This window comes from Paenibacillus sp. Y301 (assembly GCF_059445505.1).
Genome location: NZ_JCAIUL010000001.1, coordinates 449,238 through 472,251, shown reverse-complemented (window position 1 = coordinate 472,251; position 23,014 = coordinate 449,238). Strand labels below are relative to the sequence as shown.

The following is a 23,014-nucleotide window of genomic DNA, read 5'->3' as shown; positions in this document are numbered from 1 at the left end:
TCATCCCTCCCATCTCTTAAATAATTGATGGTCGATTCGAACCGAGTCGAGTACTTTACCCACAACGAAGTTTATGAGATCATCCATACTTTGGGGTTGGAAATAAAAAGCCGGCATAGCCGGAATTATTTTCACACCAAGTCTAGAAAGCTTCAACATATTCTCCAAATGAATAGCGTGTAATGGTGTTTCACGAGGTACCAATACTAAAGGACGTCCTTCTTTTAGCATAACGTCTGCTGCACGAGTCATTAAATTGTTGGAGGCTCCGTTGGCAACGGATGATAAGGTCCCCATTGAACAAGGAACAATCACCATTCCTTCCATCTGAAAGGAACCACTGGCAATCGAGGCTCCTATATCACCAACAGGGTGATATATCCACGATCCCGGTCGCCCGTCAAATTTCTCCTTCAGAATAGCCTCCCGATCGGTACTATTCCAACCTAGTTCCTCATGGAGCACACGCCAACCCGCATTCGAAATAACAATATGTACATCAATATTAGCCATCAATAACGTTTCAATGAGTCTAGTGCCATATATGGAACCACTAGCTCCCGTAATGCCGACTACCCAACTGTGTTTCTTGTCTAATCTATTCAAGCGGTTTGCACCACCAAGTCAACGAGAGTAAAGACGAATACAATAATACTTAGGACACTATTCATCGTAAAGAAAGCCACTTGTAACTTACTCATATCATTAGGAGAAAGAATGAAATGTTCATAGAACAAAATACCGTATGAAATGATCATTCCTGCGAAATACCACCAGCTTAGTGTAGTAGTAAAATAAAGAGCGATAAATCCAATCGCTGTAATGATGTGAAAGACACGGGCAATCATTAAGGATGTATGAATTCCGAAACGTGCTGGGATCGAATAAAGTCCCTCTTTTTTATCAAATTCCATATCTTGAATCGCATAAATAATATCAAAACCTGCTGTCCAAAATGAAAGTGTGATATAAAATATCATTGCACTTAAATCAACGCTGTTCGTTACTGCCACCCAGCCTCCAAGAGCTGCTAGTGATGTAGTCATACCAAGAATTAAATGACAAAGCCATGTAAATCGTTTGGTATAAGAATAAATGACAAGCATAAAGACTGCGATTGGTAACAATTTTACTGCGAGCGGCGTTAACTCAAAGGCGGCCCAGAATAAAAGGATGAACGAGATGATCGTAAACGCGATGACCTCAAGATTCTTCAACAATCCAGCTGGAATGGCCCGATTCGCAGTACGAGGGTTCTTCTTATCAATCACTTGATCAATCATGCGGTTTAATCCGAACGCTGCACTTCGAGCCCCAAATAGTGCCATTACAATCCAACCGATTTGCGCCCACGAGGGAAGTACACCATTAACCGAAACTGACCCAAGTAATGCCCCCATAAATGCAAAAGGAAGTGTAAACAAGGTGTGTTCAATTTTTATCATTTCTAAAAAAATACCAATTTTCTTAAACATCTATGTTCTCCTTAATCCCAATATGTAATGCTGCAATCCCTCCCGTTAAGGGATAGGCTTCAACCTGTTGCAGCCCAATCTGCCGAAATATCCCCGCTAGCTCATCTCTTCCTGGGAATATTGCAAGTGAATCCGGTAACCATTTGTACTGTTCATACCGTGAAGCAAACAATTTACCAAGACTAGGTAATATCTTTTGAAAATAAAAATAATAGATCCCTTTAAATGGTTGCCAAGTTGGCTTAGACAACTCTAGACATACAACCATGCCACCAGGCTTCACGACTCGTTCCATTTCATGAAGCACCTGTACAAGATCTGGAACATTACGTAGCCCGAATCCTATGGTCACATAATCAAAAGAATGATCATCAAATGGAAGGCTCATGGCGTTGCCCTCAATTAGCGTAATGAGATCCTCCTTTTGATGACTCTTAATCTTCTTCCGTCCAACCTCAAGCATTCCCGGACTGAAATCAAGACCAACAATCTTTCCCGTTCCACTAGCATCAGCCATACTGAGAGTCCAGTCACAAGTACCACAACATAAATCCAGAGCATTTTCTCCTGGACTCATGTTCATTTTGGCCATCGTAAATTTACGCCATGCTTTATGCCTACGAAAGCTAAGAATATCATTCATAAGGTCATATTTCGTAGCAATACTCTCAAAGACAGATTGTACGAACTGTTCCTTAGGCTTTTCTTTACCCATGGTATTCATCTTGTCATTGTTGTATGGCTCTGAGGTGTTCTTTTCCATGCCTATCACCCTATCCCTCTCTTAACACAGTTCCAGAAGAATTTAATAAACGTACAAATGGTTCTATGACTTGTCCTATTTCTTCAAAGAATCGCATATCGCCTTCCAAGTTATGAAGTTTATGTTGAACATGATCAACGGATTCACGAAGACTATTCATCATGTATTCGGTAGAATGAAGAGGACTAGTTCCTTGGTTATGACTTAGTTCTTGCACAATCGTCTCACAAAGCGAAATTTCATGAAGGAAAAAATTCCATAGACCCCTTACAGAGTCTTCTAATAAGGGGGTAAAAGAAAGAAACAGCTGCATACTCAGCTGCACCTTTTGCACCAAATATTGTTCTGATGACAGCATTGAACTTTGCATAGAAATGTAAAGGTTCATCTTCATCATATTTAAATCACATATCGCTTTACTCAATAATGTGATAACCTCAATCTGTCCTACATCGGACAACAATTGATAGAATATACTACTGTAATAATCACCAGCTAGTACTTTTAGTTGGCGCGAACGCATAAGATTCTCTGCCTGATTCCCTTGTTCGGTATCAATCGTCTCATGTGTATCAAGCCCAATCTGTATTAAAGAAGTGACAAGAGCGTAGAGCTCAGCCTGATCAAACGATATACGGCTACCCTTATTTAAGAATATATATAATAAATGGACACGGGCATTCGGAAACGTTGGCAATTCCGTGTATTGTTCAATCATGTCATACTCGATATAGCCACTTGCAAGTTGGGGTATGCGGTAAGATTTCATCGTTAGCCTCCGAGCTGATAACTTTGACACGTTATTATTGTTCACAATCTTGACTATTATATCACATGTTAATTCACCACGCACTGTGGTTGTACTAACTTTTTCACACAAACTTCACTTATCAAACTGATTCAGCCAAAGTTTTGTTTCAGTTACATGGAAAGTTTGCTTCAATGGGTCTGGAAGAGGCGCAGCCCCATTATTTCGTAGTTCGTTGGTCCACAACTTACTCCACTGTTCTCGGCTAACATCAACAGCTAACAATAAATGATGCGTATTTACCCAACGATCTTCTGCAACAAGTCTCAGCATCAATCGATTCACATTCGGAGTACCTTCGAAACTGAAATCAATAGCTTCAGCTATGTTCTCATAAATATCTGAAATGGAAGTATCTGAATTCACGACTTTTAAATCCAAAGATAACGTCGTTTCTTTCCATTCCACTTGGCTGATCGGAAGTGTTAAGGGTAGTGTGCTCAAGACATCTACCAGATTATCATCACCGAGCATGATCGTTCCATGAGGATTAAATACGGTTACGTTACCCTTTAATTGCGCATATGAGGTCTGAAGTGAGAATAATTTCGGCAGAAACAATATGATAGCTATACATAGTATCGTAGTGCATCCCATAAGAACCCATCGATTCATACTGTAAGCCTCCTTCACCTTTTTGACTTTACATGTGTTCAACACAAATAGAGTCCATACCTCATTGTACAATTAAAAAAAGCAGGCTATGCCTGCATTTTAACTCTCGCTCTCTACTTTTCCATGTTTTGTTAGCACTTCTGCTTTCCCACGGATCTTTACAGCAGAGGTATGACTTGTGAATTGGGCAATAAGCACTTCACCTTTGTCTAACTTCTCCGTGTGGTGAAACTTCGTATCCTGCCCACGAGTAAGACCAATCACCTGCACACCATTCTCTTTTGCTTTGATGACGATATAGTCTTCATCTCTAGTTGTTTCCATGAGGTGTATCCTCCTAATCTATCTCATTATAGAAAAGAAAAGGCCGTGAACAAACGTCACGACCTCTCTTTTATAAATGTAATCTTGTTCTATGGATTTTGTGAAAGTCTTATTTAATTCCGTCTTTAAGCGCTTTACCTGGTTTGAATGCAGGTATTTTGCTTGCAGCGATTTCGATTTCTTCACCCGTTTGTGGATTGCGTCCTTTACGAGCAGAACGTTCACGAACTTCAAAGTTACCAAATCCTACAAGTTGCACTTTATCACCACTTTGTAGTGCACCAGAAATTGCTTCAAATACAGCGTCTACAGCTTTTGTAGCGTCCTTCTTGGACAATTCCGATGTTTCAGCTACTTGGGAAATCAGTTCCGATTTATTCATTTCATTTCACCTCCCCAGCCAGAAATGAGATCGATTGTTATTCTTTGTTTCCGTTTTGTCGCAAAATATACTTAATAATAGCTTTTTACAGACAGTTTCGCCCTTTTCAACCTAGAAAAACGAGCGCGGAACAAATTTATACTAATACAGCACACTCAGAATATCAAGCGTTTTAGGTCTTTGATCGGTTTAAAACGTAAAATGTGACCGCCAAAGCTAGAACTAAAACGATACCTTTTACAATATCATGTGTAAAATATTGCAAATTCATCATCGTTAATCCATTGACAAGTACACCAATGAGAACGGATCCGATAAACGTCCCAATGACATTAGGTTTACCCGCTCCCAGCACGGAGAATCCTACAAAAACAGCGGCAACAGCTTCCATTAACAAAGGTGAACCGGCATCAATCTGACCAGATCCGACCCGAGAAGCATAAAGAATACCACCGATCGATGCAAATAATCCTGAAGCTACGTAAGCTAATGTTCTAACTTTCTTCACTCTAATACCAGATAAGCGAGCTGCTTCTGCATTTCCACCCGTCACATACATTTGTCTACCATATTTTGTTCTAGTTAAAAATATATGAACTAGAACGACAGTGACCAACAACAAAATAGCCGAAAAGGGTATTCCTAATACTTTTCCCTGTCCTATCCATAGAAAAGCGGAACTCATTTCTCCTGGCGCTTTTGAACCATCTGGAAATTCCATATGATTATATATGGTGTAACCTTCGGTGTAGGTCTTGTGAACCCCACTGACTATGTACATCACTGCTAATGTTGCCAGTAGATCTGGGATTCTTAGCTTAACAATGAGTAGCGCATTTAGCAAGCCTATGATTGCGCCTACCAGTAATGATACAACAATAACGACAACTAGCGGTTGCTCATACCAAATCATAAGAGATGCTGATACAACCGTTGTAATCGATACCGTTGACCCTACCGATAGATCGAACCCGTCGACTATAAGCGAAAGGGTCACTCCTACGGCGACAAACGTCACGATCGTTATAGAACCTAATATGTCAGCCAGATTTCCGTATGTGAAGAAGTAAGGCAGTCTGACAGAGAAAAATACAATCACGCCGATAATTACCACAACCGCACCATAACGAAACAGTAAATTCATTAATTTATCTTTCATGTTCTTCCTCCCGGCCACCACTGGCATAATATAAAAGCTTCTCAGGCGTAGCTTCACCACGCTTGAATTCTTTAATGATTTCGCCATCACACATTACGGAAATCCGGTCACCAATCCCTATTCCCTCTGCTAACTCACATGTGAAGTATAGAATTCCTTTTCCCTGAGCAGCTAAATTTCCAATGATTCGAAAAATATCGCTTTTAGCTCCGATGTCTACCCCTTTGGTCGGTTCATCGAATATAAATAAGCTGGCATCACTTTCTAACCATTTTCCAATGGCTATCTTCTGTTGGTTTCCTCCGCTTAAATATTGTACAAGTTGTTTTCCAGAAGAAGTTTTGATTCCAAGCTTATCGATGACACGACCTGCAACACTTTTTTCTGATTTTCTTGATATAAAACCCAAGTTACTGAGCTTATTTAAGATGGGTAAGCTTAGATTGTGATCAACGGATTCATGTATAAATATACCTTCTTTTCGCCGTTCCTCTGGGATTGAGACGATGCCTGAATGGATCGCATCTGCAGGTTCCTTCATTGTTATTGACTTCCCACGAATACGAATATCTCCTGCTTCCAAAGTGTCTGCACCCGTTAATAGACGAGACGTTTCCGTCTTGCCTGCTCCTACTAATCCAACGACAACGACAATTTCTCCACTCCGAACATTTAAGTTAACTGAACGTACTTTGGTACCTTTACGAAGGCCTGTGGCCTCTAGCATAATGTCTCCAATAGGAGCCTCCACTTTTGGAAATTCCTCGGTAAATGTTCTGCCGAGCATATGCTGAATTATGGCAACTGTATCCGTCTTCGATGTTGGACCTGTAAACACGTTACAACCATCTCGCATGACGGTTACAACATCACAATGGGAGAATACTTCTGGTAACCGATGTGTAATGAAAACACATGCAACACCACTCTCTTTTAGAGCATGTAAAATACGAAAAAAGGCTTCGCTTTCACTATTACTAAGCGGTGCAGTTGGCTCATCGAAGATGATCAGTTTAGCATCTTGAGCCAAGATGCGTGCTAATAGAACCATTTGCTTCTCAGCTAGACTTAGATCGCTTACTTTCTGCTGTACGTTAATCTCCACACCAAGCCGCAGTAGTACTTCTTCTGACTTAGCCGCCATTTGGTTCGGTCTGAGCCAAACATTTGATTCTCGTGAGGATAAAGTATCTAGCATAACATTCTCAGCGACACTAAGCTGTGGAACAAGTGCTGCATCTACCTCTTGGTATACACAATGAATACCACTCGCTTTGGCTTCAGCTGGAGATCCCCACTGAAAGGCTACACCATTCCCCATAATCTTCCCATGGTCAGGAAGTAACGCCCCAGATAGTATTTTCATTAGTGTGCTTTTCCCAGCCCCATTCGCCCCTAGGAGTCCATGGATTTGTCCACCGCTTACTATAAAATCAACGGATTGCAGCGCCGGTACACCTGTGAAGTTCTTGTTGATACCCTTCATTTCGAGAAGAAACGGTGATGCTGCCATAGTGTCACTCCTAACCTATCTTATGTTATTTGCTATATTCATTCATCCAGTCTTGAACGCCTTGTTGACTATTTCCCCATTCCTTAACGTACTTGGATAGCTCCGTCGTTGAGATTTGCTCTTTAGGTAATAGTTCCTTCGATACATACACAGGACTTAGTACAACGTCATCCTCCGTCTTGTCACCATGTAGTTTCTGATAAGCATATCTCACTTGGATTCGCCCAATATCCTTCGGATCTACTGCAGCAGATGCAATCCAAGGATTATTAGGATCCTGTATCATTTGAAGGTCTTCGTCACTCATATCAATCCCGTATACCTTAATTTCCGTACGCCCAGCTTGTTGTATCGCACGAGAAGCACCTTTGGCGAACTCGTCCCATGCAGTCCACACGGCAGATATCTCGCCTTTGGGATATTGCTTCAAGATGGCTTCCATCTGTGTCTGAGTATCAAGTGCAGGGTTCTGTGCATTTCCGAAGGCAGTAATTTCTTTAATATCCGGATTGTCTGTGAGGAATTTAGCATATGAGATTTGGCGACGTTCCATAGGAGCGAACCCAGCAACCCATACCTTAACGATATTGCCTTTGCCTCCTATATCCTTTTTCAATTGATCTAATGTGAGTTGTGCCATTTGTTGATCGTCCTGTGAAAGTACTGTTACACCTGGCTCTTCAACATCAGCATCAAATACAATAACAGGTATATTCTGTGCAACGGCCTTCTTAATACCTGCTTGAAGAATATCCGAGTCTCCATGATCCGTTAAGATTGCATCGAATCTTTGAGTAACAGCGGAGTCAAGTAAAGAAGCCATTTTGGCTTTGTCATTATTGGCTACAAACTTGGTTAATTTTCCGCCAAACTTCTCAACTTCTTCTGTTACGCCCTGTACATATTGCTGAGAGAAAGTTCCCGTATTAAATTCCATAATAAGTGCAATCCGTTTACCATTTAAAGGCTTATCTGACGTGTTCCCATTTGTATCACCTGAGGATGCTGAGTTAGTGCTGCATGCACTTGTAAACATTGCAATAACGATGAGTAATGTGAGTAGTAATAGTTGTTTCTTTCTCCATTTGAATACCATGATTGGTTTCTCCCTTCAGATCTGTGTGATATTTGATATAGATTTTATTTATCTAATATAAATCTTAATCCCTAGTATGTAAATTGGTTTTATATAATTAATCTAAAAATATACATAAAAATGAATTTTTATAAGTATTTCAAGACAAAAAAACCATAAACAGGGAGTTCATCCCTGCTTATGGTTCTTATTAGCTAGTGATTGTTTTAATTAGAGTATGATGGCAATTAATCCACCAGATCCCTCATTAATAATTCTGCCCAACGTTTCTTGGAGTTTATATCGTGCATTATCTGGCATCATAGCAATCTTACCTTGGATACCCTCGCGGACAATGGAGTGGAGCGAGCGTCCGAAGATGTCTGAATCCCAGATCTTTATCGGGTCATTCTCGAAATCTTGAATGAGGTAGCGGACAAGTTCTTCACTTTGCTTCTCCGTCCCTATGATTGGCGAGAATTCCGATTCAACATCCACACGGATCATATGGATCGAAGGTGCAGTCGCTTTCAATCGAACACCAAACCTAGATCCTTGACGAATCAATTCCGGTTCATCAAGCGTCATTTCGGCAAGCGAAGGCGCTGCGATTCCGTACCCCGTCGTCTTGACCATTTCCAAGGCTTCTGCAAATCGATCATATTCACGCTTCGCATGAGAGAATTCTTGCATCAGTTGCAGTAAATGATCCTTACCTCGGATCTCCACACCTACAACTTCCATTAGAATCTGATCATACATCTCATCTGGTGCGAATAAGTCAATCTCAGCAACACCTTGACCCATGTTCATTCCACTAAGGGCAGCTCTGTCAATGAATTCATAATCCATAAACTGAGATACCACGCGATCCACATCTCGTAATCTACGAATATCCTTCACGGTATCGCGAACTGAATTCTCGTAATTATTACGCAACCAATGCTTCTCGTTCAATACCATAACCCAGCTTGGAAGATTCACATTCACTTCATGAACTGGGAATTCATACAGAACTTCACGTAGAACGCCTGTTACATCATCTTCAGTCATCGTAGCAGCACTTAATGACATGACTGGAATGTCATATTTCACTGCAAGTTCACTACGTAATTGAAGTACTTCTTCACTGCGAGGGCGAGTTGAGTTAATGACAAGTACGAAAGGTTTACCTACCTCTTTCAGTTCTGCAATGACCCGTTCCTCAGCCTCAACATATGAACTTCTTGAAATCTCCGCAATGGAACCATCTGTTGTTACGACGACACCCAATGTGGAGTGCTCCTGAATTACTTTTCTTGTTCCGATCTCAGCCGCTTCCTGAAATGGAATCGGTTCTTCGAACCACGGTGTGGAGATCATCCGTGGACCATTCTCATCTTCGTAACCTTTGGCACCCTCTACAGCATATCCTACACAATCCACAAGACGTACATTCACTTCCAACCCTTCGGCCACATTAATTTGGACCGCGTTGTTTGGCACAAACTTGGGTTCTGTTGTCATAATTGTTTTTCCTGCAGCACTCTGTGGAAGTTCATCTACTGCCCGAACTCGATCTGCTTCACTAGAGATGTTCGGGAGAACAATTGTTTCCATAAATCGTTTGATGAATGTTGATTTTCCTGTGCGAACCGCACCGACGACACCCAGGTATATATCACCACCTGTTCGCTCGGCAATATCCTTAAAAATATCCACCTTTTCCAAGAGAGATCCCCTCCTCATATTACTCCGAAGGAAAAATGCTTTTAAGAGCATCCGCTTCGTGTTCCATCTGAGGCCTCAACCATTGCAACGGATGAGCAGCCTTTTCATGTCGTTAGTAGTCCGCCGCCGAAAGTGTTACGAATTGAGTCAGAACGGCAAAGCGGCGTTACTCGTTCGGGCATTTGGACTAGTATCATAATATGTACCTTAACAAAACAATATGACCGGTATTTAATAAATATGGACAACAATATTTAGACTCACTTCTCTATCCAAATCAGTTATATGCGTTGAACCTTTAGGTTATGCCCCTTTTGTGTAGATAAACTTATCTTTCTATAACACAAATAGCCGATCAAGGTAGTATCCTTGACCGGCTAGTGATTTCAAATTCTAAGGCTGTACTACCACAGGCGCGCCATTCACCCATGTATAAGGCAGAGATTTAACTGGGACATAATACGAATTAGTCAGAAGATAAGCTCTCAAATCTTCATGGTCTTGCGGCTTCTGATCCCCTTGATCAATAGCTTGCATGATATCATAAGCATAGTCGACATAGACCTGTCCCTTGGGATCCATAATAAAACTTACTTCCTCATCAGAATATACACTTGAAAGTTTGATAGAGGGTACTCCAGCTTTTTTTAAATCAACCGTAAACATGTTAGGGTATAATTCAACACCCATAGGTTGTTCATTAGCATGTGCACGCTTGTACTTATCCACAGCTTGTTGTACATCGTTCGCTTTTTGGACGGTCACCAGGTCCATTACCTTAACCGTTGGATCGGTTTCTTCATTCTGAATAAGAAAGTAACCGCTCCCTCCCATTTCAAAGGCGGTGCTCGGGATCTCATCCATATACCCTAAATTCTTCAACTTCTCTAAATCCACTCTAAATTTCTCATATTGGGGTGTAGCTTGATCGGCATTTAGAATGGGTAAGATTCCATTTTCCTTTTGGTAATCATCCACCGCCATTTGAATTCGATTGACACTCTCCCGATAAGAAACTCTGCTAGCTTTGTTCTCTTCAGGGTACAAACAACCTGTCGTTACCAACATGAGTAGCATCATCATGAACAATAAGAAACCTATTCTGAAACGATTGTTACGTATATATTGTACTTCCGGCTTTATCACCAACATCATCCTTTACCATAACTCATCATCGAGATCTTTATTTTTTGCAGCCTCAAGCTGTTTGCGAATGGCAGCTTTCAACCGATCTTCCGGGATGTTAACCTCTACATCACCCTGTATGGTCGCTTGACATGATAGACGAACGCCCTTGTCGACTAATGATCCTAACTTGCGTCTCTCTATATCTCCAATGGGTGATAGAGCTTGTACATGTTCGCTACTCACGTCAATTTTACACATCAAACAACCCGCTTTGCCTCCACACCGAGTTGGAATATGTTCCGAAGCGCTCCGTGCAGCCTGAAGTACGCTAGTTCCCTGTCTAACCTTAATATGTTTACCTGATGGCTTAAATGTTATCGTATAATCCATAGCAGTCGTCTCCTATGCTCAATTACGATGGTTAGCCATATACTGGCTTAAGCTTGGTGCATCCAATAGCGAAGATATTTGTTGGATATGGTTATCTTCAAACTTATTATTCTTCAATAACTGTTCTAATAATGGTAAATGAGCTTCCGGATTCTGTCTTATCACTAAAGCGATGGCTTCATACCGATCTACACGTTCTCTGAGCAGATTGAACAACAATTCATGACTAAGAGGCGTCAGAGTCATAGGTACACCCTCAATTTCGATCTTAGGTGCCACTAGGTGGAGCCTTTCATCCACTTCAACCCTATATTGTGATCCTTTCGCGCTGACTCTGAAATCGCCTACTAACTCGATCTGTGCTCCATTCAACTCATAATGACTCAGAATCGATGAATATAGACCACTTTTATTTAGTTCTTGTTTATCTGTAGACCATTGCTCTAAGGCTGTATGTAATATCATTACCGAGTTCATATCAGCATACAAATCAATATCCCGCGGACTAAGGACTTCCACGCCCTGCAGTAACAAGCTACAACTTCCCCCGACTAACCAGTGTTGATCGGTTGAATTCAAGCATTTTGCAGCTGTTTGTAGCGCATTTTGCATTCCGATGATGAGTTGATGCATTGATGTCACTTCCCTTGTTCATATAAGACCTTCATTTGTTGAACACGCACTTTTAGAAATAGGTTTTATTTCGAGCTATAATGTTGCCATCGCTTTTCACAACAGCTTGACAACCTAGACGAAACCCTTCTTCCATTTCCTCTGGATCCAGACGATCATGTTCTGCTTGAGTCGGCTCCTCCAAGTGCTCCATTCCTTCTTCAATAAAACAACGACAACGTGCACAAGTACCACGAGTACATAAATGCTGCCAATCAATATCATGATGAAGAGCATGTTGCAGAAGAGATACTCCTAATTTCGGTTCAACACTTTTAGTAACTGTTCTACCCATAAGTTGTACAGATGATCCCATCGTAAATCTCCCCAATCCAGTGTAAAAGTTCACTATATTATTTACATTACATCAAGGAGACTACCCCACCCAGAAAGCCAACCAACATAAATACAAAAGCGATAAGAGATAGTAATCCTTTTAACAAACCCTTTGTTTTACTACGGGCAAGCGTAATTAGAAAAACAGAACATCCCATAATTAACATGGCGATCAGGGATACCCACATTTTAGTCATCGGATCCATTGAATATAACGCTCCATTCTCTCTAAGGTCATATTCCGTTATTATAACATGAAACTTCTCCTTATTCGCAAAAATAGGGCAAAACATTGTTGTAGCCCAAGGCTCCAACAATGTTCTGTCCCTATAATAAAATACTCATATCATTTCATTACTAACTATTATTTCTTGATCATCATTTGCATTAAGGTTTCCATACTTTGGGAATTCATGCCACTTTTTTTAACAGCACTTACGATATCCCTTATAGTACTTTCACTAACAGGTACATTCGCCATCGCTGAGACTTGCTTGATCAATTGACGGAGCTGATCCTCATTCTGCATAGTCGTTGGTTTGACAGTACTTGCAAGTTTCTTAACTGCACTTTCAGTAATGTTTTTACCCGTCTTTTTGTTGATTGCATTTAGTGCATCCTTGGGTATATTCTTGCTCAAATGTTATCCCTCCTCCGGCAATATCCTCACATCATCATATGAGGATAGGCCGTAAAAGGTGATTGTTACTTAAGTATGCCACTGCTCCCAAGTCTCCAACCGCATGTTCTCCATTTCCGTCTTTGGATCACGACCCATAAGGTTTTCCACCGCAGTACGTGTGTCTCCTTCTTTGAAAAGCACCTGATAGATCTGGTCTGTTATAGGCATTTGCACACCATGCTTAATAGAAAGTTTATGAGCAGCCTGGGTAGTGCGAATCCCTTCCACAACCATCCCCATCGACTCTAGAACTTCATTCAGCTTGTTACCCTTACCTATTAATGACCCTGCACGCCAATTACGACTGTGCTGACTTGTTGCGGTTACAACAAGATCACCTATCCCTGCAAGTCCGGAGAACGTAAGAGGATTAGCTCCTAGTTCCACACCAATTCGAGAAATTTCGGCAAGACCTCTCGTTAAGAGAGCAGCTTTCGCATTATCCCCAAATCCTAATCCATCTGACATACCAGCACCAAGAGCAATAATATTCTTAAGCGCACCTGCAAGCTCCACACCAATCATGTCCCGATTCGTATATACACGAAAGTAGGAATTCCGAAATAATTCCTGTGCAGCTTCAGCCTTTTCTTTATTCAATGAGGCCACTACAACCGTAGTTGGACAGAGACGAATAACTTCTTCAGCATGACTAGGACCAGATAAGACAACAATGTCACCTTCATCACAGTTAAGCTCTTCGGCAATGACTGTCGACATCCGATGTAACGTGTCTGTCTCAAACCCCTTAGTAGCATGAATACACAACATATCTTTCTTCCAATACTTCTTAAGTTCTCGAGTGACTTCTCTCATAGCAGATGAAGGAGCAACAACGACTACTGCATTAGAATCTTCTACTGCTTCTTTCATACTAGAAGTCGCTCGAATATTGGATGCAAGGGTTACACCGGGTAAGTATCGACTGTTCGTATGAAATTCGTTAATTTCATTGACCTGTTCAGCGTTATGACTCCATATCGAAACATCTAGGTCATTTGCAGCCAACACGCTAGCTAGTGCGGTCCCCCAGCTTCCTGCGACAAGTACGGAAACTTTGTTAGACAACGCGTTTTCCTCCTTTGCTGGATCCCCCTGAGCCAATTTTATTCTCTCGATGTTGAACGATCTTCACGATATTACTTCTGTGTCTCCAGAAAACGAATAAAGCTATGACGATACTACTCCAGAAAACAGGCCATGAATAACCACCCAACACTAATAGGAAAACAGGAGTAAGTGCCACAAAAATCAAAGAACCTAACGAAACATATCTAGTAATCACAATAGATAATATTGCGATTATTCCAGCATATAGAGCAGGTAGGAAGCTTAAAGTGACCATAACTCCGATCGTCGTTGCCACACCCTTACCTCCACGAAAGTGAAAATAAATGGGCCAGTTATGACCGATGATTGCAGCAATCCCGCACAATGCTGGAATCCATGCCCCGTCTCCTCCGAGCCATTTTCCAATCCATATTGCGATGATTCCTTTTAGTACATCGAGAATAAGAACCAGTATTGCCGGTCCTTTTCCCAATATACGTAAAGTATTGGTTGCCCCTGCATTTCCACTACCATATTGACGAATATCAATTCCTTTAAGCATTTTAGCCAAGAGCATACTAAAGCTAATGGAGCCTATTAGATAACTAATGATGAGTGAAACAATTTGCAATAACAAACCTTCTTCACCTAACTTTCATCGGACTTACGTCGCGTGAATATCCGGATTGGTGTTCCTTCAAAATTAAATGCTCCACGTATTTTGTTCTCTAGATAACGTTCATAAGAGAAATGCATTAACTCAGGATCATTCGCAAAAATAACGAATGTTGGCGGTTTGGTTGCCACTTGAGTTGCATAGTTAATACGTAGTCTGCGTCCTTTATCTGTCGGAGGCGCATTTGAAGCTACTGCATCCGATACTACGTCATTTAATACGTGTGTTTGAACACGTAACGCGTGTTGATGTGCCACATGTTGTACGACAGGTAGTAATTTTTGAAGGCGCTGTTTTGTCTTCGCTGATAAGAAGACAATTGGAGCGTATGTCATAAACAAGAAGTGATCTCTGATCTTCGTTTCGAAGTTCTTCATAGTCTTATCGTCTTTTTCAACGACATCCCATTTATTCACGACAAAGACCGATGCTTTACCGGCTTCATATGCATAACCAGCAATATGCTTGTCCTGATCAATGATACCCTCTTCTATATTAACAACCACAAGCACAACGTCAGCTCGTTCAATAGCTCTCATGGCTCTCATTACGCTGTATTTCTCTGTATTTTCATACACTTTTCCACGTTTACGCATACCAGCGGTATCGATAATAACATAACGTTGTCCATCACGTTCAAATGGCGTATCAATCGCATCGCGAGTCGTACCTGGCACATCACTTACAATGACACGTTCTTCTCCTAAAATAGCATTAACTAATGATGACTTCCCAACGTTCGGTCGGCCAATTAATGCTACCTTAATGACATCAGCATCATATTCTTCTTCTACAAGTTCAGGTAAATTATTGACGATCGCATCAAGTAAATCACCAATACCCGTACCATGACTTCCAGAAATCCCAATAGGATCACCGAAACCAAGGCTGTAGAATTCGTAAGTGTCTTCTATTTTTTTGATATTATCTACTTTGTTAACGGCTACAACAATGGGTTTACCCGAACGGAATAACATTTGAGCAACTTCCTCATCTGCCAACGTCACACCTGTCTTAGCATCGCACATAAATACGATAACATCTGCTTCTTCTATTGCAAGTTCAGCTTGCATACGGATTGATTTCAACATCATATCATCACCGTTTATTTCTATACCTCCAGTGTCAATAACACTGAAACTTTTACCATTCCAATCTGAGATACCATATATCCGGTCACGCGTAATCCCAGGCTTGTCTTCTACAATAGCCATACGATCACCAATTAACCGGTTAAATATCGTTGATTTACCTACATTAGGTCTGCCCACGATCGCAACTACGGGTCTTGCCATATACATTCCTCCTGTCAACTCTTACGATTATCATCATAGCAAAAAACATCAAACTTGGCTAACGTTTCAGGAACCCTTCATTTCTTTAGAAGGATTACACCAGACTACCTAGTTTATCCATTGATAAAAAAATATCGGCGAACCCACGGGAGGGTTCGCCGATTTCCTAAAACATCAGATCCCGATCATTTAAATTTATCAAGCTTATCGCCGAATAAATCGCCAAGTGTAAAACTTAATCCCTCATTTGAAAGTGATACGTTAGGGTTATTAAATTCAACTTTAGGCTCTCTTGAAGATCTAGGCGCTCTTGGTTTGTCAGATCTTTGTTCTTGAGCAGGAGCTTCTTCCGTTTCTTTAATACTTAGGCTAACACGTCTTTCATCTGGGTTTAGGTCCAGAATCTTCACTTGCACTTGTTGACCTTCTTGTAGTACTTCTTGTGGTGTAGCGATATGATTGTGTGAAATTTGGGAAATATGAACCAAACCTTCAACACCAGGAGCAAGCTCCACAAATGCACCAAATGCTACAAGACGTTTAACTTCTCCAGTCACAACATCACCAATGTTGAATTGGCTTGCTGCACTTTCCCAAGGTCCTGGTTGAGTAGCTTTAATACTAAGGCTGATTTTACCTTTTTCAGAATCAACCTTTAGTACCTTAACTTTAACTTGTTCGCCTTCAGATACAACATCAGAAGGTTTCTCAACGCGGCTCCATGCGATTTCAGATACGTGAACTAGACCATCCACGCCACCGATATCTACAAATGCACCAAATTGAGTAAGACGTTGAACTGTACCTTCAATCACTTGACCTTCTTTAAGGTTACCCATGATTTCAAGTTTCTTAGCTTCAAATTCTTCTTCAAGAACATCTTTCGCAGACAAGATTACTTTATTGTTCTCACGATCAAGTTCTTTCACTTTCACGCGCAATGTACGACCTTTATATTCGCTGAAATCTTCAACGAAGTGGCGTTCAACCATAGAAGCAGGGATAAATCCACGTACGCCTACGTCTGCTACTAAACCACCCTTAACCACATCAGAAACGATAACTTCAATGATTTCTTGGCTTTCAAGATTCTTCTCCAAGTTATCCCATGCTTTCTTGATATCGTCTGCACCACTTTTCAATATGGCTTGTTCCAATTCATCTTGGTTTGATACTTCTACCACTTCTTCATTCTTAATTTCTTCCGACATATCAATACCCTCCTCAATTCAAAACCCCATTTATTTAAACCTGCTAAAGCAGTGTTCAAAACACATTATGCTGTAGTATCTTTCCATAAAAGATCAACCTTCATGCATAGATTAACTCATAGATGACTTTCCTGTCTTTTGCATTTCATAAATACGAGACATAATGACTTCTGTTGCAGCTTCAAGCTGATCGCCTGAACCCTCTCCCATAAACTCAGTTAAGTCTACAGGTGCACCATATATGACCTTCATTTTTCGAAAAAGTTTGTACTCCCCAATAATAGCGGCAGGAATAACCGTAGCTTGAGAGCGAAGTGCAAAACTTGCTGCTCCTTTTTTAGCAACTCCTGTTGTAGAGTTACGAGTCCCTTCTGGGAAAATACCCATCAGTTCCCCACCACGTAAAATGTTGATAGACATACGAATCGACTCTTTACTGACCCCACCACGTTTAACCGGGAAAGCCCCTAATTGTCGAAGCAACCAACCAAACCCTGGAATATCAAACAATTCCGCCTTGGCCATATATTTCACTTGTCTTTTCAACTTAATTCCTATCGTTATAGGATCCATCACACTAATGTGATTTGCGCAAAGTAATACTCCGCCTTCACTAGGAACATGTTCCTTACCCACGGACTCTAACCGATAAAGAATAGAAAATATGAATCGTAGTAGTCCTCTGCAAAAAACATAAATCATCGTATTTTCTCTCCATCCCTCTGACTTCTGCAAAAAGAAACAATCGTGTTCACTACTTGATGGATATTCATATTCGTAGAGTCGAGAACAGTAGCATCCTCAGCACAACGAAGAGGTGAAATTTCTCTTTGTTCATCCAAAGCATCTCGCTTTGCAATGTCCTTCTCAAGTTGTTCTAGTGAAATATTGTCTGCATCACTCAGTTCACTAAATCGACGAAGAGCTCGTTCCTTCACGCTAGCCGTCAAGAAAACCTTAACTTCAGCATCAGGAAGCACCGTTGTTCCGATATCTCGTCCATCCATTACGACGCCTTTACGCAAAGCCATTTGCCGCTGTAAATGTACTAAATGAGTACGCAGCCCCTCGATTTGCGCATATCGGGACACCATACTATTCACTTGTGTTGAACGAATGTACGGTGTAACATCTTCACCATTAACATAGACTTTCTGTCCTTCGGTTCCTGGAATTAACTCAAGAACCATGTTACATGTGTGTTGGAGTACTCCATCTGGAAGTTCTGGTCCTACCTCATGTTTCATCATATACCATGTGACGGCTCTATACATAGCACCCGTATCAACATAGACGTATGACAATTCATTTGCTACCAAACGTGCAACTGTACTCTTTCCTGCCCCAGCAGGACCATCAATTGCAATGTTAATTCTGTCATTCGATTCTGCCTCTTGCCTAACCAATGGGGTATTCCTCCCATAACATCAACTCAAGAAAAAAGCAGGCATTGCCTGCGACGTAAGAATTATACCACATATAAGAAATTCATGCAAAAGGAACAGCATAAATTTTATTACCAATCTTTCACATCCTGTTCTACCATAGGAACACCGTCATGATTATACACAAATGATACGTGTGTTCGTAACTGTGGAATATGAACGCAGATTTGAAAACAGATCAACATACAGAGTAGAATCCAGAAAATATATTTGATCACTTTTGTACTCGATTGAAACAAATTCTCGAAAAGTAAAACGTAGTAATGACTATGCTTTTGATCTTCTTCCATTTTCAAATCTCCCTAAATTTTTCCGTTAGTGTTCCTATTATGGAGATAAAACATTCATATATGTTCAAACAATTATCGATTACGAAAATCCAATTGACGTTCAAAACAAAACTTAATTATTTTCTGCCGTTCTGTTGCTGTAATGTCAACAAATTGCAACATCGCAATATTACGATTAATTTCTTGTTCTTTGATTCTCACGACTTCTGCAATGACTGGAACATGTTCTACTGAACCATTCTTGTAATTAACTAATACCCAGCAAGATAATACATCACCTTCTTTAAGATTAAACTTAGACTCTGAAAAAAATGACAACCCACCGCCACTTATATCTTCTGTACGAGTAATAAATCGTGACGAATCATTCTTTTTAACTGCTACTTCTAAATCTGCAAAAACACGTAGAAATGTTCTTCTTTGAATTTTAGTAACCGTCACTTGCTCAGGTCTTCTAACCTTAACCATGCGAATAACATCTTCCTTAAATCCCATGACATATGTATTGAAATATTTAACACCACTCTTGTCCACATAATGCACATATAATTCATCGCCTAAATGTAATTTCTTCAATCGACCTGATTGTTCTTCCATTGGAACCTCAATGAGTATGGATACTTCATCCATGTCTGTCATTCTAGACTTATAAAGAATACTTGCTTCTTCTTCGTCAGCTGAGTCTACGTTCATAAATAAAACATCATTTACATTAGGGTACAAGACTTTTCACCGCCGTCGTTAGATTATCATTCGTTTGTAATTATAGCATGCTAACATTGATATTAAAGTCATTTTTTTCAAAAAAAATAAAAACAAAATGACATTTGAAGGATAGAACCCCCCAAATGCCATTCTATTTACTGTAAGCCGTTTATTTGGACTTAATCGGTGTCTTTATCTCTTCTACAGTTACTTCTGAACCATCTTCAGCACTAATATAGATTCGGTAATTGCCACCATTGATCTTCCCACCAAACTCATAGCACAACACTTCATTGGAAAGGTCGTCTTCAATCAGCGCCTTCCGGTTATAATCCTCTTCGAACGTTTTATTTAATTTTTTTCTAGCTTCGTTTAGACTAAGCTTGGCTTTGGGAATAGGTCTTTGATCCTGATGCTCATATACGTAATCACTAGATTGAAAACCTGTTACCTCACCATTGTCTAAACCTACACGTACAGTCATTTTCTCAGGATATACGAGAACTTCATCCTGTTTGTAGACATAAGTGAGTGTACCCATGTTGCCATACTCATCAGCCATAACCGCAGTCATGTTGCTATAACCTTTATTTTCGAGGAACTGGTCTGCTTTTTGTCTGGCCTGATCCATATTCACTTTTTTATCCCCAATGGTTCGTTCGTCCGTGTAGGAGATTAGAATTCCACCTTTTTGCGTGAAATCCATAGCTATGGCAGCAGCGCTTTTATTTTTCTTCACTTTAGCTGTATAGGATGCCCACTCTGTTCCTTTACCGTTCTCGGTAATTTGAACTTGTGCGTTGGACCCAAGATCAGCAAATTTAATGGCTTTGCGATGAATATCCTCTTTCGTTACAGGTACACCATCTAGCTTTTTAACGGATCGTTTGTCGTTAATGGATGCCACTGAAGGACCCCAATCAATTTCAGGATACTCTCCAACAATTTTGTCCACCGTCTTAAATCCATCAATAATGCTATTCTCAGTCATTGTTGATTGATTTGCTAATGCAGTCTCTACGTCCATCCAACGTAAGCGGCTATTAATAACTTTATCCTGCACTCCCTGCAAATCCTTTGAAATCTGTCCTGAATCTTTATAGAGTACCTGTAGTGTTTTAAATTCCTTATCACTCAAGGGTTCTTTATCTAGATCGCGTATCGATGTTTGATATGCTAATTTAGATATTTTAGATAAAAATTCTTCTGTTTTGTTAAAGGGAAGCATCGTTAGCGGCAGTTGGTTTATTTCATTCTGTGCTTCACTTGTCATCCGCCACACATTAACTAGACCTTTACGATGCATGGAGCGTGAATCAGAGTTTACAGCTAATGTATTTCCTATTTCACCATGTAGTTTATCCATATGAAAAGACAAATCATGAAACGCTCGTTGATATTGATTTTCTGCCTTGATGAGGATCGCATTCTTTTCCATGTTCTCTTGATACCCCCACACAATAGCCCCAATCAACAATAGCGTCATGACTGGAAATAACACTGCACTTAATCGCTTATACATATGTCTCCAAGTCTCCTTTCTTGTAATCCTTGCCGTTAGTGTGACAAGAAGGAAGACGTCTTATGCATGATGGTTACTCTTTCTTTTATGAACTACTTATCCATTCGAAGACAATTGGACTTCATTTCGCTTCATACCTAATATAATTGTTCTTCTATTTCAAAGTTTTGATCGTTGTCACATATACAACGCTTAAAACCAGTCTCAATTTTCCCCGATTCCTTCCGGCCAGCCAATACAAAATGTTCACCACATTGTTGGCATACGATTTTTACTTTTACACGCAAAAAAGGACACCTCCATCTTAGAATGACGTAAAATCTCTTCCATCATTTCATTAGATAAAGTGTGTCCAACAAATTTAGGTATTAATCTTTTCTTCTCTTTTAAGAAAACGAAAAGGTGAGCGACTATTCGCTCGAGTTACTTTTCCCATTCCCCCATACCATAAAATAACCATCAGTGGAATAATGAGCCATACCCAGTAATCCGTAACCATTGTTAATATAAGATCATACGTACCATGAAAGAGCCAAGGAATCACAAATGATAATAAAAGGTAGCTCTTGGTATGCATCCCGTTCGAGAAACGAGCACGTCCAAAATAATAGCCCATAATGACCCCAAACAAAGCATGACCTGAAACAGGGAGCAAAGCTCTAATAAACATGGTTCCAATTGAAGCCTGACTATACCAAGCGTACATGAGATTCTCTACGGTTGCAAAGCCCAAAGAGACAGTTACCGCATATACAATACCATCATATGGCTCATCAAATTCTACATGATTATAAATAATGTAATAAAGAACAATCCATTTCAACAATTCCTCAACACCAGATGAAATAAAAAATGACTGAACAAAAGGTGAATCACCCAGTCCCAATGTCATCCCCCGCTGTATGAAGATAACTGGAATGACAATCAGAAGTCCGAGCAGGAATATTCGAATGACCATATGGATGGGTTCTGCATCATATTTATCTTTTAGATAAAAAAACGTTAGCAGAGCAATTCCTGGCGCCACTGCAGACGCAATTACTGAAAACAATAGCACCATTACTCCCCCGTCTCAAATCTAAAATATGTGTAGTTACACCTGACGAGCGAAATGATGACATATAACTTGGACTGCATCTACTGGGATTATGACCTTCCCATATTCCTCAAGAACTGCCTCAGTTGTCGAAATAGACTCTCCAAACTCCGCTAGAACAGCTATTAGAGAAGGATGCTTAACCTCGTCTAAATCTTCTGGATCCAGATATAGAACCCACTTGTCTTTATAGTTATACAGCTTTCCAGCCTCTGTAATATTTCCTCGAAGTACGTGAGCCGCTTCAATTAGCACCTCAAAATCGTTGAAAGCATATACAATGGAATCACTTTGTTCAAGCGTAACTTCCATTTCATAAACTTCCTCTGGAATTTCATCTTCACCCATACTGGCGTATTGATGTGAATCGTATTTCCCTCTAGTTACGATGACGACCATACCCTGAGCAGGTAAGGCAAAAACTTCGACAGCCAAAGGACCTGTTGCATCGAAACCAACTTCATTATAGGCTTGATCCATCATATCAGTAAACAGGTCATGCACTTTCGGTATTTCTTGCCACATGTCTTCCTTTTGGATGCCACGCTCGCTTAAATCATCAAACGTAAGGAAAATCCGTATCTTATCTGGACTTAAACGTTCTATTTTCATGACAGGGATCCTCCTTTGCAAGCAATGAGATATTACAACTTATGATGTCTCATTTTAAATGTGCTAAAAATGGTTCTTAT

At 40.4% G+C, this 23,014-nt stretch carries 27 protein-coding genes and 1 pseudogene; all 28 read right to left on the bottom strand.

The window, feature by feature from the left end; all coding sequences use genetic code 11:
* The 28 genes and pseudogenes from AC1D69_RS02340 to AC1D69_RS02205 all read right to left on the bottom strand — a co-directional run bounded on the left by AC1D69_RS02340 (window position 1) and on the right by AC1D69_RS02205 (window position 22,934).
* Window positions 1-606: a UbiX family flavin prenyltransferase gene (locus AC1D69_RS02340; RefSeq protein ID WP_495454531.1), complete on the bottom strand. Its 606-nt coding sequence runs from the start codon at window positions 604-606 to the stop codon at window positions 1-3.
* Complete coding sequence (locus tag AC1D69_RS02335; RefSeq protein ID WP_495454530.1) at window positions 603-1,475, bottom strand: UbiA-like polyprenyltransferase; 873 nt, start codon at window positions 1,473-1,475, stop codon at window positions 603-605. Before AC1D69_RS02335 ends, AC1D69_RS02340 begins: the two co-directional genes overlap by 4 nt.
* Window positions 1,468-2,199 carry a demethylmenaquinone methyltransferase gene (locus tag AC1D69_RS02330; RefSeq protein WP_495454746.1) on the bottom strand — a complete coding sequence of 244 codons (732 nt, stop codon included), beginning with the start codon at window positions 2,197-2,199 and terminating at the stop codon, window positions 1,468-1,470. The genes AC1D69_RS02335 and AC1D69_RS02330 overlap by 8 nt, the downstream gene beginning before the upstream one ends.
* A 49-nt stretch (window positions 2,200-2,248) precedes the next feature.
* A complete protein-coding gene (locus AC1D69_RS02325) occupies window positions 2,249-3,007 on the bottom strand; it encodes a heptaprenyl diphosphate synthase component 1 (protein WP_495454529.1) in 759 nt (252 codons plus the stop codon).
* A gap of 114 nt (window positions 3,008-3,121) precedes the next feature.
* Window positions 3,122-3,661 (bottom strand): hypothetical protein, encoded by a 540-nt coding sequence (locus AC1D69_RS02320; protein ID WP_495454528.1) that lies wholly within the window; start codon window positions 3,659-3,661, stop codon window positions 3,122-3,124.
* Window positions 3,662-3,760: 99 nt separating this feature from the next.
* Window positions 3,761-3,985: a trp RNA-binding attenuation protein MtrB gene (gene mtrB / locus AC1D69_RS02315; protein WP_495454527.1), complete on the bottom strand. Its 225-nt coding sequence runs from the start codon at window positions 3,983-3,985 to the stop codon at window positions 3,761-3,763.
* Between the two features lie 109 nt (window positions 3,986-4,094).
* On the bottom strand, window positions 4,095-4,367 hold the full coding sequence (locus AC1D69_RS02310; protein ID WP_044876428.1) for an HU family DNA-binding protein: 273 nt from the start codon (window positions 4,365-4,367) through the stop codon (window positions 4,095-4,097).
* A 172-nt stretch (window positions 4,368-4,539) separates the two neighbouring features.
* Window positions 4,540-5,526 carry an ABC transporter permease gene (locus tag AC1D69_RS02305; RefSeq protein ID WP_495454526.1) on the bottom strand — a complete coding sequence of 329 codons (987 nt, stop codon included), beginning with the start codon at window positions 5,524-5,526 and terminating at the stop codon, window positions 4,540-4,542.
* Window positions 5,516-7,039, bottom strand: coding sequence for a sugar ABC transporter ATP-binding protein (locus AC1D69_RS02300; RefSeq protein WP_495454525.1), 1,524 nt, complete (start codon window positions 7,037-7,039; stop codon window positions 5,516-5,518). The genes AC1D69_RS02305 and AC1D69_RS02300 overlap by 11 nt, the downstream gene beginning before the upstream one ends.
* A 25-nt stretch (window positions 7,040-7,064) precedes the next feature.
* Window positions 7,065-8,135: a sugar ABC transporter substrate-binding protein gene (locus AC1D69_RS02295; protein ID WP_495454524.1), complete on the bottom strand. Its 1,071-nt coding sequence runs from the start codon at window positions 8,133-8,135 to the stop codon at window positions 7,065-7,067.
* 210 nt (window positions 8,136-8,345) lie between these two features.
* On the bottom strand, window positions 8,346-9,824 hold the full coding sequence (gene spoIVA / locus AC1D69_RS02290; protein WP_495454523.1) for a stage IV sporulation protein A: 1,479 nt from the start codon (window positions 9,822-9,824) through the stop codon (window positions 8,346-8,348).
* Between the two features lie 393 nt (window positions 9,825-10,217).
* The gene (locus AC1D69_RS02285; RefSeq protein WP_495454522.1) at window positions 10,218-10,979 is read right to left on the bottom strand and encodes a YphF family lipoprotein; all 762 of its coding nucleotides are present in this window, start codon (window positions 10,977-10,979) and stop codon (window positions 10,218-10,220) included.
* A 3-nt stretch (window positions 10,980-10,982) separates the two neighbouring features.
* Window positions 10,983-11,342 (bottom strand): 2Fe-2S iron-sulfur cluster-binding protein, encoded by a 360-nt coding sequence (locus tag AC1D69_RS02280; protein ID WP_495454521.1) that lies wholly within the window; start codon window positions 11,340-11,342, stop codon window positions 10,983-10,985.
* Between the two features lie 18 nt (window positions 11,343-11,360).
* Window positions 11,361-11,975 (bottom strand): nucleotidyltransferase family protein, encoded by a 615-nt coding sequence (locus AC1D69_RS02275; protein WP_495454520.1) that lies wholly within the window; start codon window positions 11,973-11,975, stop codon window positions 11,361-11,363.
* Window positions 11,976-12,027: 52 nt separating this feature from the next.
* Complete coding sequence (locus tag AC1D69_RS02270; RefSeq protein WP_495454519.1) at window positions 12,028-12,330, bottom strand: 2Fe-2S iron-sulfur cluster-binding protein; 303 nt, start codon at window positions 12,328-12,330, stop codon at window positions 12,028-12,030.
* A 46-nt stretch (window positions 12,331-12,376) separates the two neighbouring features.
* On the bottom strand, window positions 12,377-12,547 hold the full coding sequence (locus tag AC1D69_RS02265; protein WP_495454518.1) for a DUF2768 family protein: 171 nt from the start codon (window positions 12,545-12,547) through the stop codon (window positions 12,377-12,379).
* A 167-nt stretch (window positions 12,548-12,714) separates the two neighbouring features.
* The gene (locus tag AC1D69_RS02260; protein ID WP_495454517.1) at window positions 12,715-12,990 is read right to left on the bottom strand and encodes a stage VI sporulation protein F; all 276 of its coding nucleotides are present in this window, start codon (window positions 12,988-12,990) and stop codon (window positions 12,715-12,717) included.
* Window positions 12,991-13,059: 69 nt separating this feature from the next.
* Window positions 13,060-14,100: an NAD(P)H-dependent glycerol-3-phosphate dehydrogenase gene (locus AC1D69_RS02255; RefSeq protein ID WP_495454516.1), complete on the bottom strand. Its 1,041-nt coding sequence runs from the start codon at window positions 14,098-14,100 to the stop codon at window positions 13,060-13,062.
* Window positions 14,093-14,719 (bottom strand): glycerol-3-phosphate 1-O-acyltransferase PlsY, encoded by a 627-nt coding sequence (gene plsY / locus AC1D69_RS02250; RefSeq protein WP_495454515.1) that lies wholly within the window; start codon window positions 14,717-14,719, stop codon window positions 14,093-14,095. The genes AC1D69_RS02255 and plsY overlap by 8 nt, the downstream gene beginning before the upstream one ends.
* A gap of 11 nt (window positions 14,720-14,730) precedes the next feature.
* Window positions 14,731-16,053 (bottom strand): ribosome biogenesis GTPase Der, encoded by a 1,323-nt coding sequence (gene der / locus AC1D69_RS02245; RefSeq protein WP_495454514.1) that lies wholly within the window; start codon window positions 16,051-16,053, stop codon window positions 14,731-14,733.
* 185 nt (window positions 16,054-16,238) lie between these two features.
* Window positions 16,239-17,279 (bottom strand): annotated as a pseudogene (gene rpsA / locus AC1D69_RS02240) (30S ribosomal protein S1); the annotation flags it as partial.
* A 96-nt stretch (window positions 17,280-17,375) separates the two neighbouring features.
* Window positions 17,376-17,966 carry a lysophospholipid acyltransferase family protein gene (locus tag AC1D69_RS02235; RefSeq protein WP_495454513.1) on the bottom strand — a complete coding sequence of 197 codons (591 nt, stop codon included), beginning with the start codon at window positions 17,964-17,966 and terminating at the stop codon, window positions 17,376-17,378.
* Entirely contained in the window at window positions 17,963-18,670 is a 708-nt protein-coding gene (gene cmk / locus AC1D69_RS02230) for a (d)CMP kinase (protein ID WP_495454512.1), read from the bottom strand. The genes AC1D69_RS02235 and cmk overlap by 4 nt, the downstream gene beginning before the upstream one ends.
* A gap of 110 nt (window positions 18,671-18,780) precedes the next feature.
* Window positions 18,781-18,999: a hypothetical protein gene (locus tag AC1D69_RS02225; protein WP_495454511.1), complete on the bottom strand. Its 219-nt coding sequence runs from the start codon at window positions 18,997-18,999 to the stop codon at window positions 18,781-18,783.
* 72 nt (window positions 19,000-19,071) lie between these two features.
* Window positions 19,072-19,722 carry a flagellar brake protein gene (locus AC1D69_RS02220; protein ID WP_495454510.1) on the bottom strand — a complete coding sequence of 217 codons (651 nt, stop codon included), beginning with the start codon at window positions 19,720-19,722 and terminating at the stop codon, window positions 19,072-19,074.
* A 151-nt stretch (window positions 19,723-19,873) separates the two neighbouring features.
* Window positions 19,874-21,226, bottom strand: a complete 1,353-nt coding sequence (ypeB, locus tag AC1D69_RS02215; protein ID WP_495454509.1) for a germination protein YpeB — start codon at window positions 21,224-21,226, stop codon at window positions 19,874-19,876.
* 361 nt (window positions 21,227-21,587) lie between these two features.
* Entirely contained in the window at window positions 21,588-22,283 is a 696-nt protein-coding gene (gene prsW / locus AC1D69_RS02210) for a glutamic-type intramembrane protease PrsW (protein WP_495454508.1), read from the bottom strand.
* Window positions 22,284-22,319: 36 nt separating this feature from the next.
* Window positions 22,320-22,934: a genetic competence negative regulator gene (locus AC1D69_RS02205; protein ID WP_495454507.1), complete on the bottom strand. Its 615-nt coding sequence runs from the start codon at window positions 22,932-22,934 to the stop codon at window positions 22,320-22,322.
* Window positions 22,935-23,014: the final 80 nt, after the last annotated feature.

What these genes read in the sequence shown, in the direction of transcription:
- AC1D69_RS02265 (WP_495454518.1), bottom strand. Translation starts at nt 12,547, where the DNA reads ATGACTAAAATGTGGGTATCCCTGATCGCCATGTTAATTATGGGATGT.
- AC1D69_RS02205 (WP_495454507.1), bottom strand. Translation starts at nt 22,934, where the DNA reads ATGAAAATAGAACGTTTAAGTCCAGATAAGATACGGATTTTCCTTACG.
- AC1D69_RS02225 (WP_495454511.1), bottom strand. Translation starts at nt 18,999, where the DNA reads ATGGAAGAAGATCAAAAGCATAGTCATTACTACGTTTTACTTTTCGAG.
- AC1D69_RS02310 (WP_044876428.1), bottom strand. Translation starts at nt 4,367, where the DNA reads ATGAATAAATCGGAACTGATTTCCCAAGTAGCTGAAACATCGGAATTG.
- AC1D69_RS02330 (WP_495454746.1), bottom strand. Translation starts at nt 2,199, where the DNA reads ATGAATACCATGGGTAAAGAAAAGCCTAAGGAACAGTTCGTACAATCT.
- AC1D69_RS02300 (WP_495454525.1), bottom strand. Translation starts at nt 7,039, where the DNA reads ATGGCAGCATCACCGTTTCTTCTCGAAATGAAGGGTATCAACAAGAAC.
- ypeB (WP_495454509.1), bottom strand. Translation starts at nt 21,226, where the DNA reads ATGTATAAGCGATTAAGTGCAGTGTTATTTCCAGTCATGACGCTATTG.
- AC1D69_RS02335 (WP_495454530.1), bottom strand. Translation starts at nt 1,475, where the DNA reads ATGTTTAAGAAAATTGGTATTTTTTTAGAAATGATAAAAATTGAACAC.
- AC1D69_RS02285 (WP_495454522.1), bottom strand. Translation starts at nt 10,979, where the DNA reads ATGATGTTGGTGATAAAGCCGGAAGTACAATATATACGTAACAATCGT.
- AC1D69_RS02305 (WP_495454526.1), bottom strand. Translation starts at nt 5,526, where the DNA reads ATGAAAGATAAATTAATGAATTTACTGTTTCGTTATGGTGCGGTTGTG.
- AC1D69_RS02270 (WP_495454519.1), bottom strand. Translation starts at nt 12,330, where the DNA reads ATGGGATCATCTGTACAACTTATGGGTAGAACAGTTACTAAAAGTGTT.
- der (WP_495454514.1), bottom strand. Translation starts at nt 16,053, where the DNA reads ATGGCAAGACCCGTAGTTGCGATCGTGGGCAGACCTAATGTAGGTAAA.
- AC1D69_RS02280 (WP_495454521.1), bottom strand. Translation starts at nt 11,342, where the DNA reads ATGGATTATACGATAACATTTAAGCCATCAGGTAAACATATTAAGGTT.
- AC1D69_RS02295 (WP_495454524.1), bottom strand. Translation starts at nt 8,135, where the DNA reads ATGGTATTCAAATGGAGAAAGAAACAACTATTACTACTCACATTACTC.
- AC1D69_RS02235 (WP_495454513.1), bottom strand. Translation starts at nt 17,966, where the DNA reads ATGATTTATGTTTTTTGCAGAGGACTACTACGATTCATATTTTCTATT.
- AC1D69_RS02320 (WP_495454528.1), bottom strand. Translation starts at nt 3,661, where the DNA reads ATGAATCGATGGGTTCTTATGGGATGCACTACGATACTATGTATAGCT.
- AC1D69_RS02275 (WP_495454520.1), bottom strand. Translation starts at nt 11,975, where the DNA reads ATGCATCAACTCATCATCGGAATGCAAAATGCGCTACAAACAGCTGCA.
- mtrB (WP_495454527.1), bottom strand. Translation starts at nt 3,985, where the DNA reads ATGGAAACAACTAGAGATGAAGACTATATCGTCATCAAAGCAAAAGAG.
- AC1D69_RS02325 (WP_495454529.1), bottom strand. Translation starts at nt 3,007, where the DNA reads ATGAAATCTTACCGCATACCCCAACTTGCAAGTGGCTATATCGAGTAT.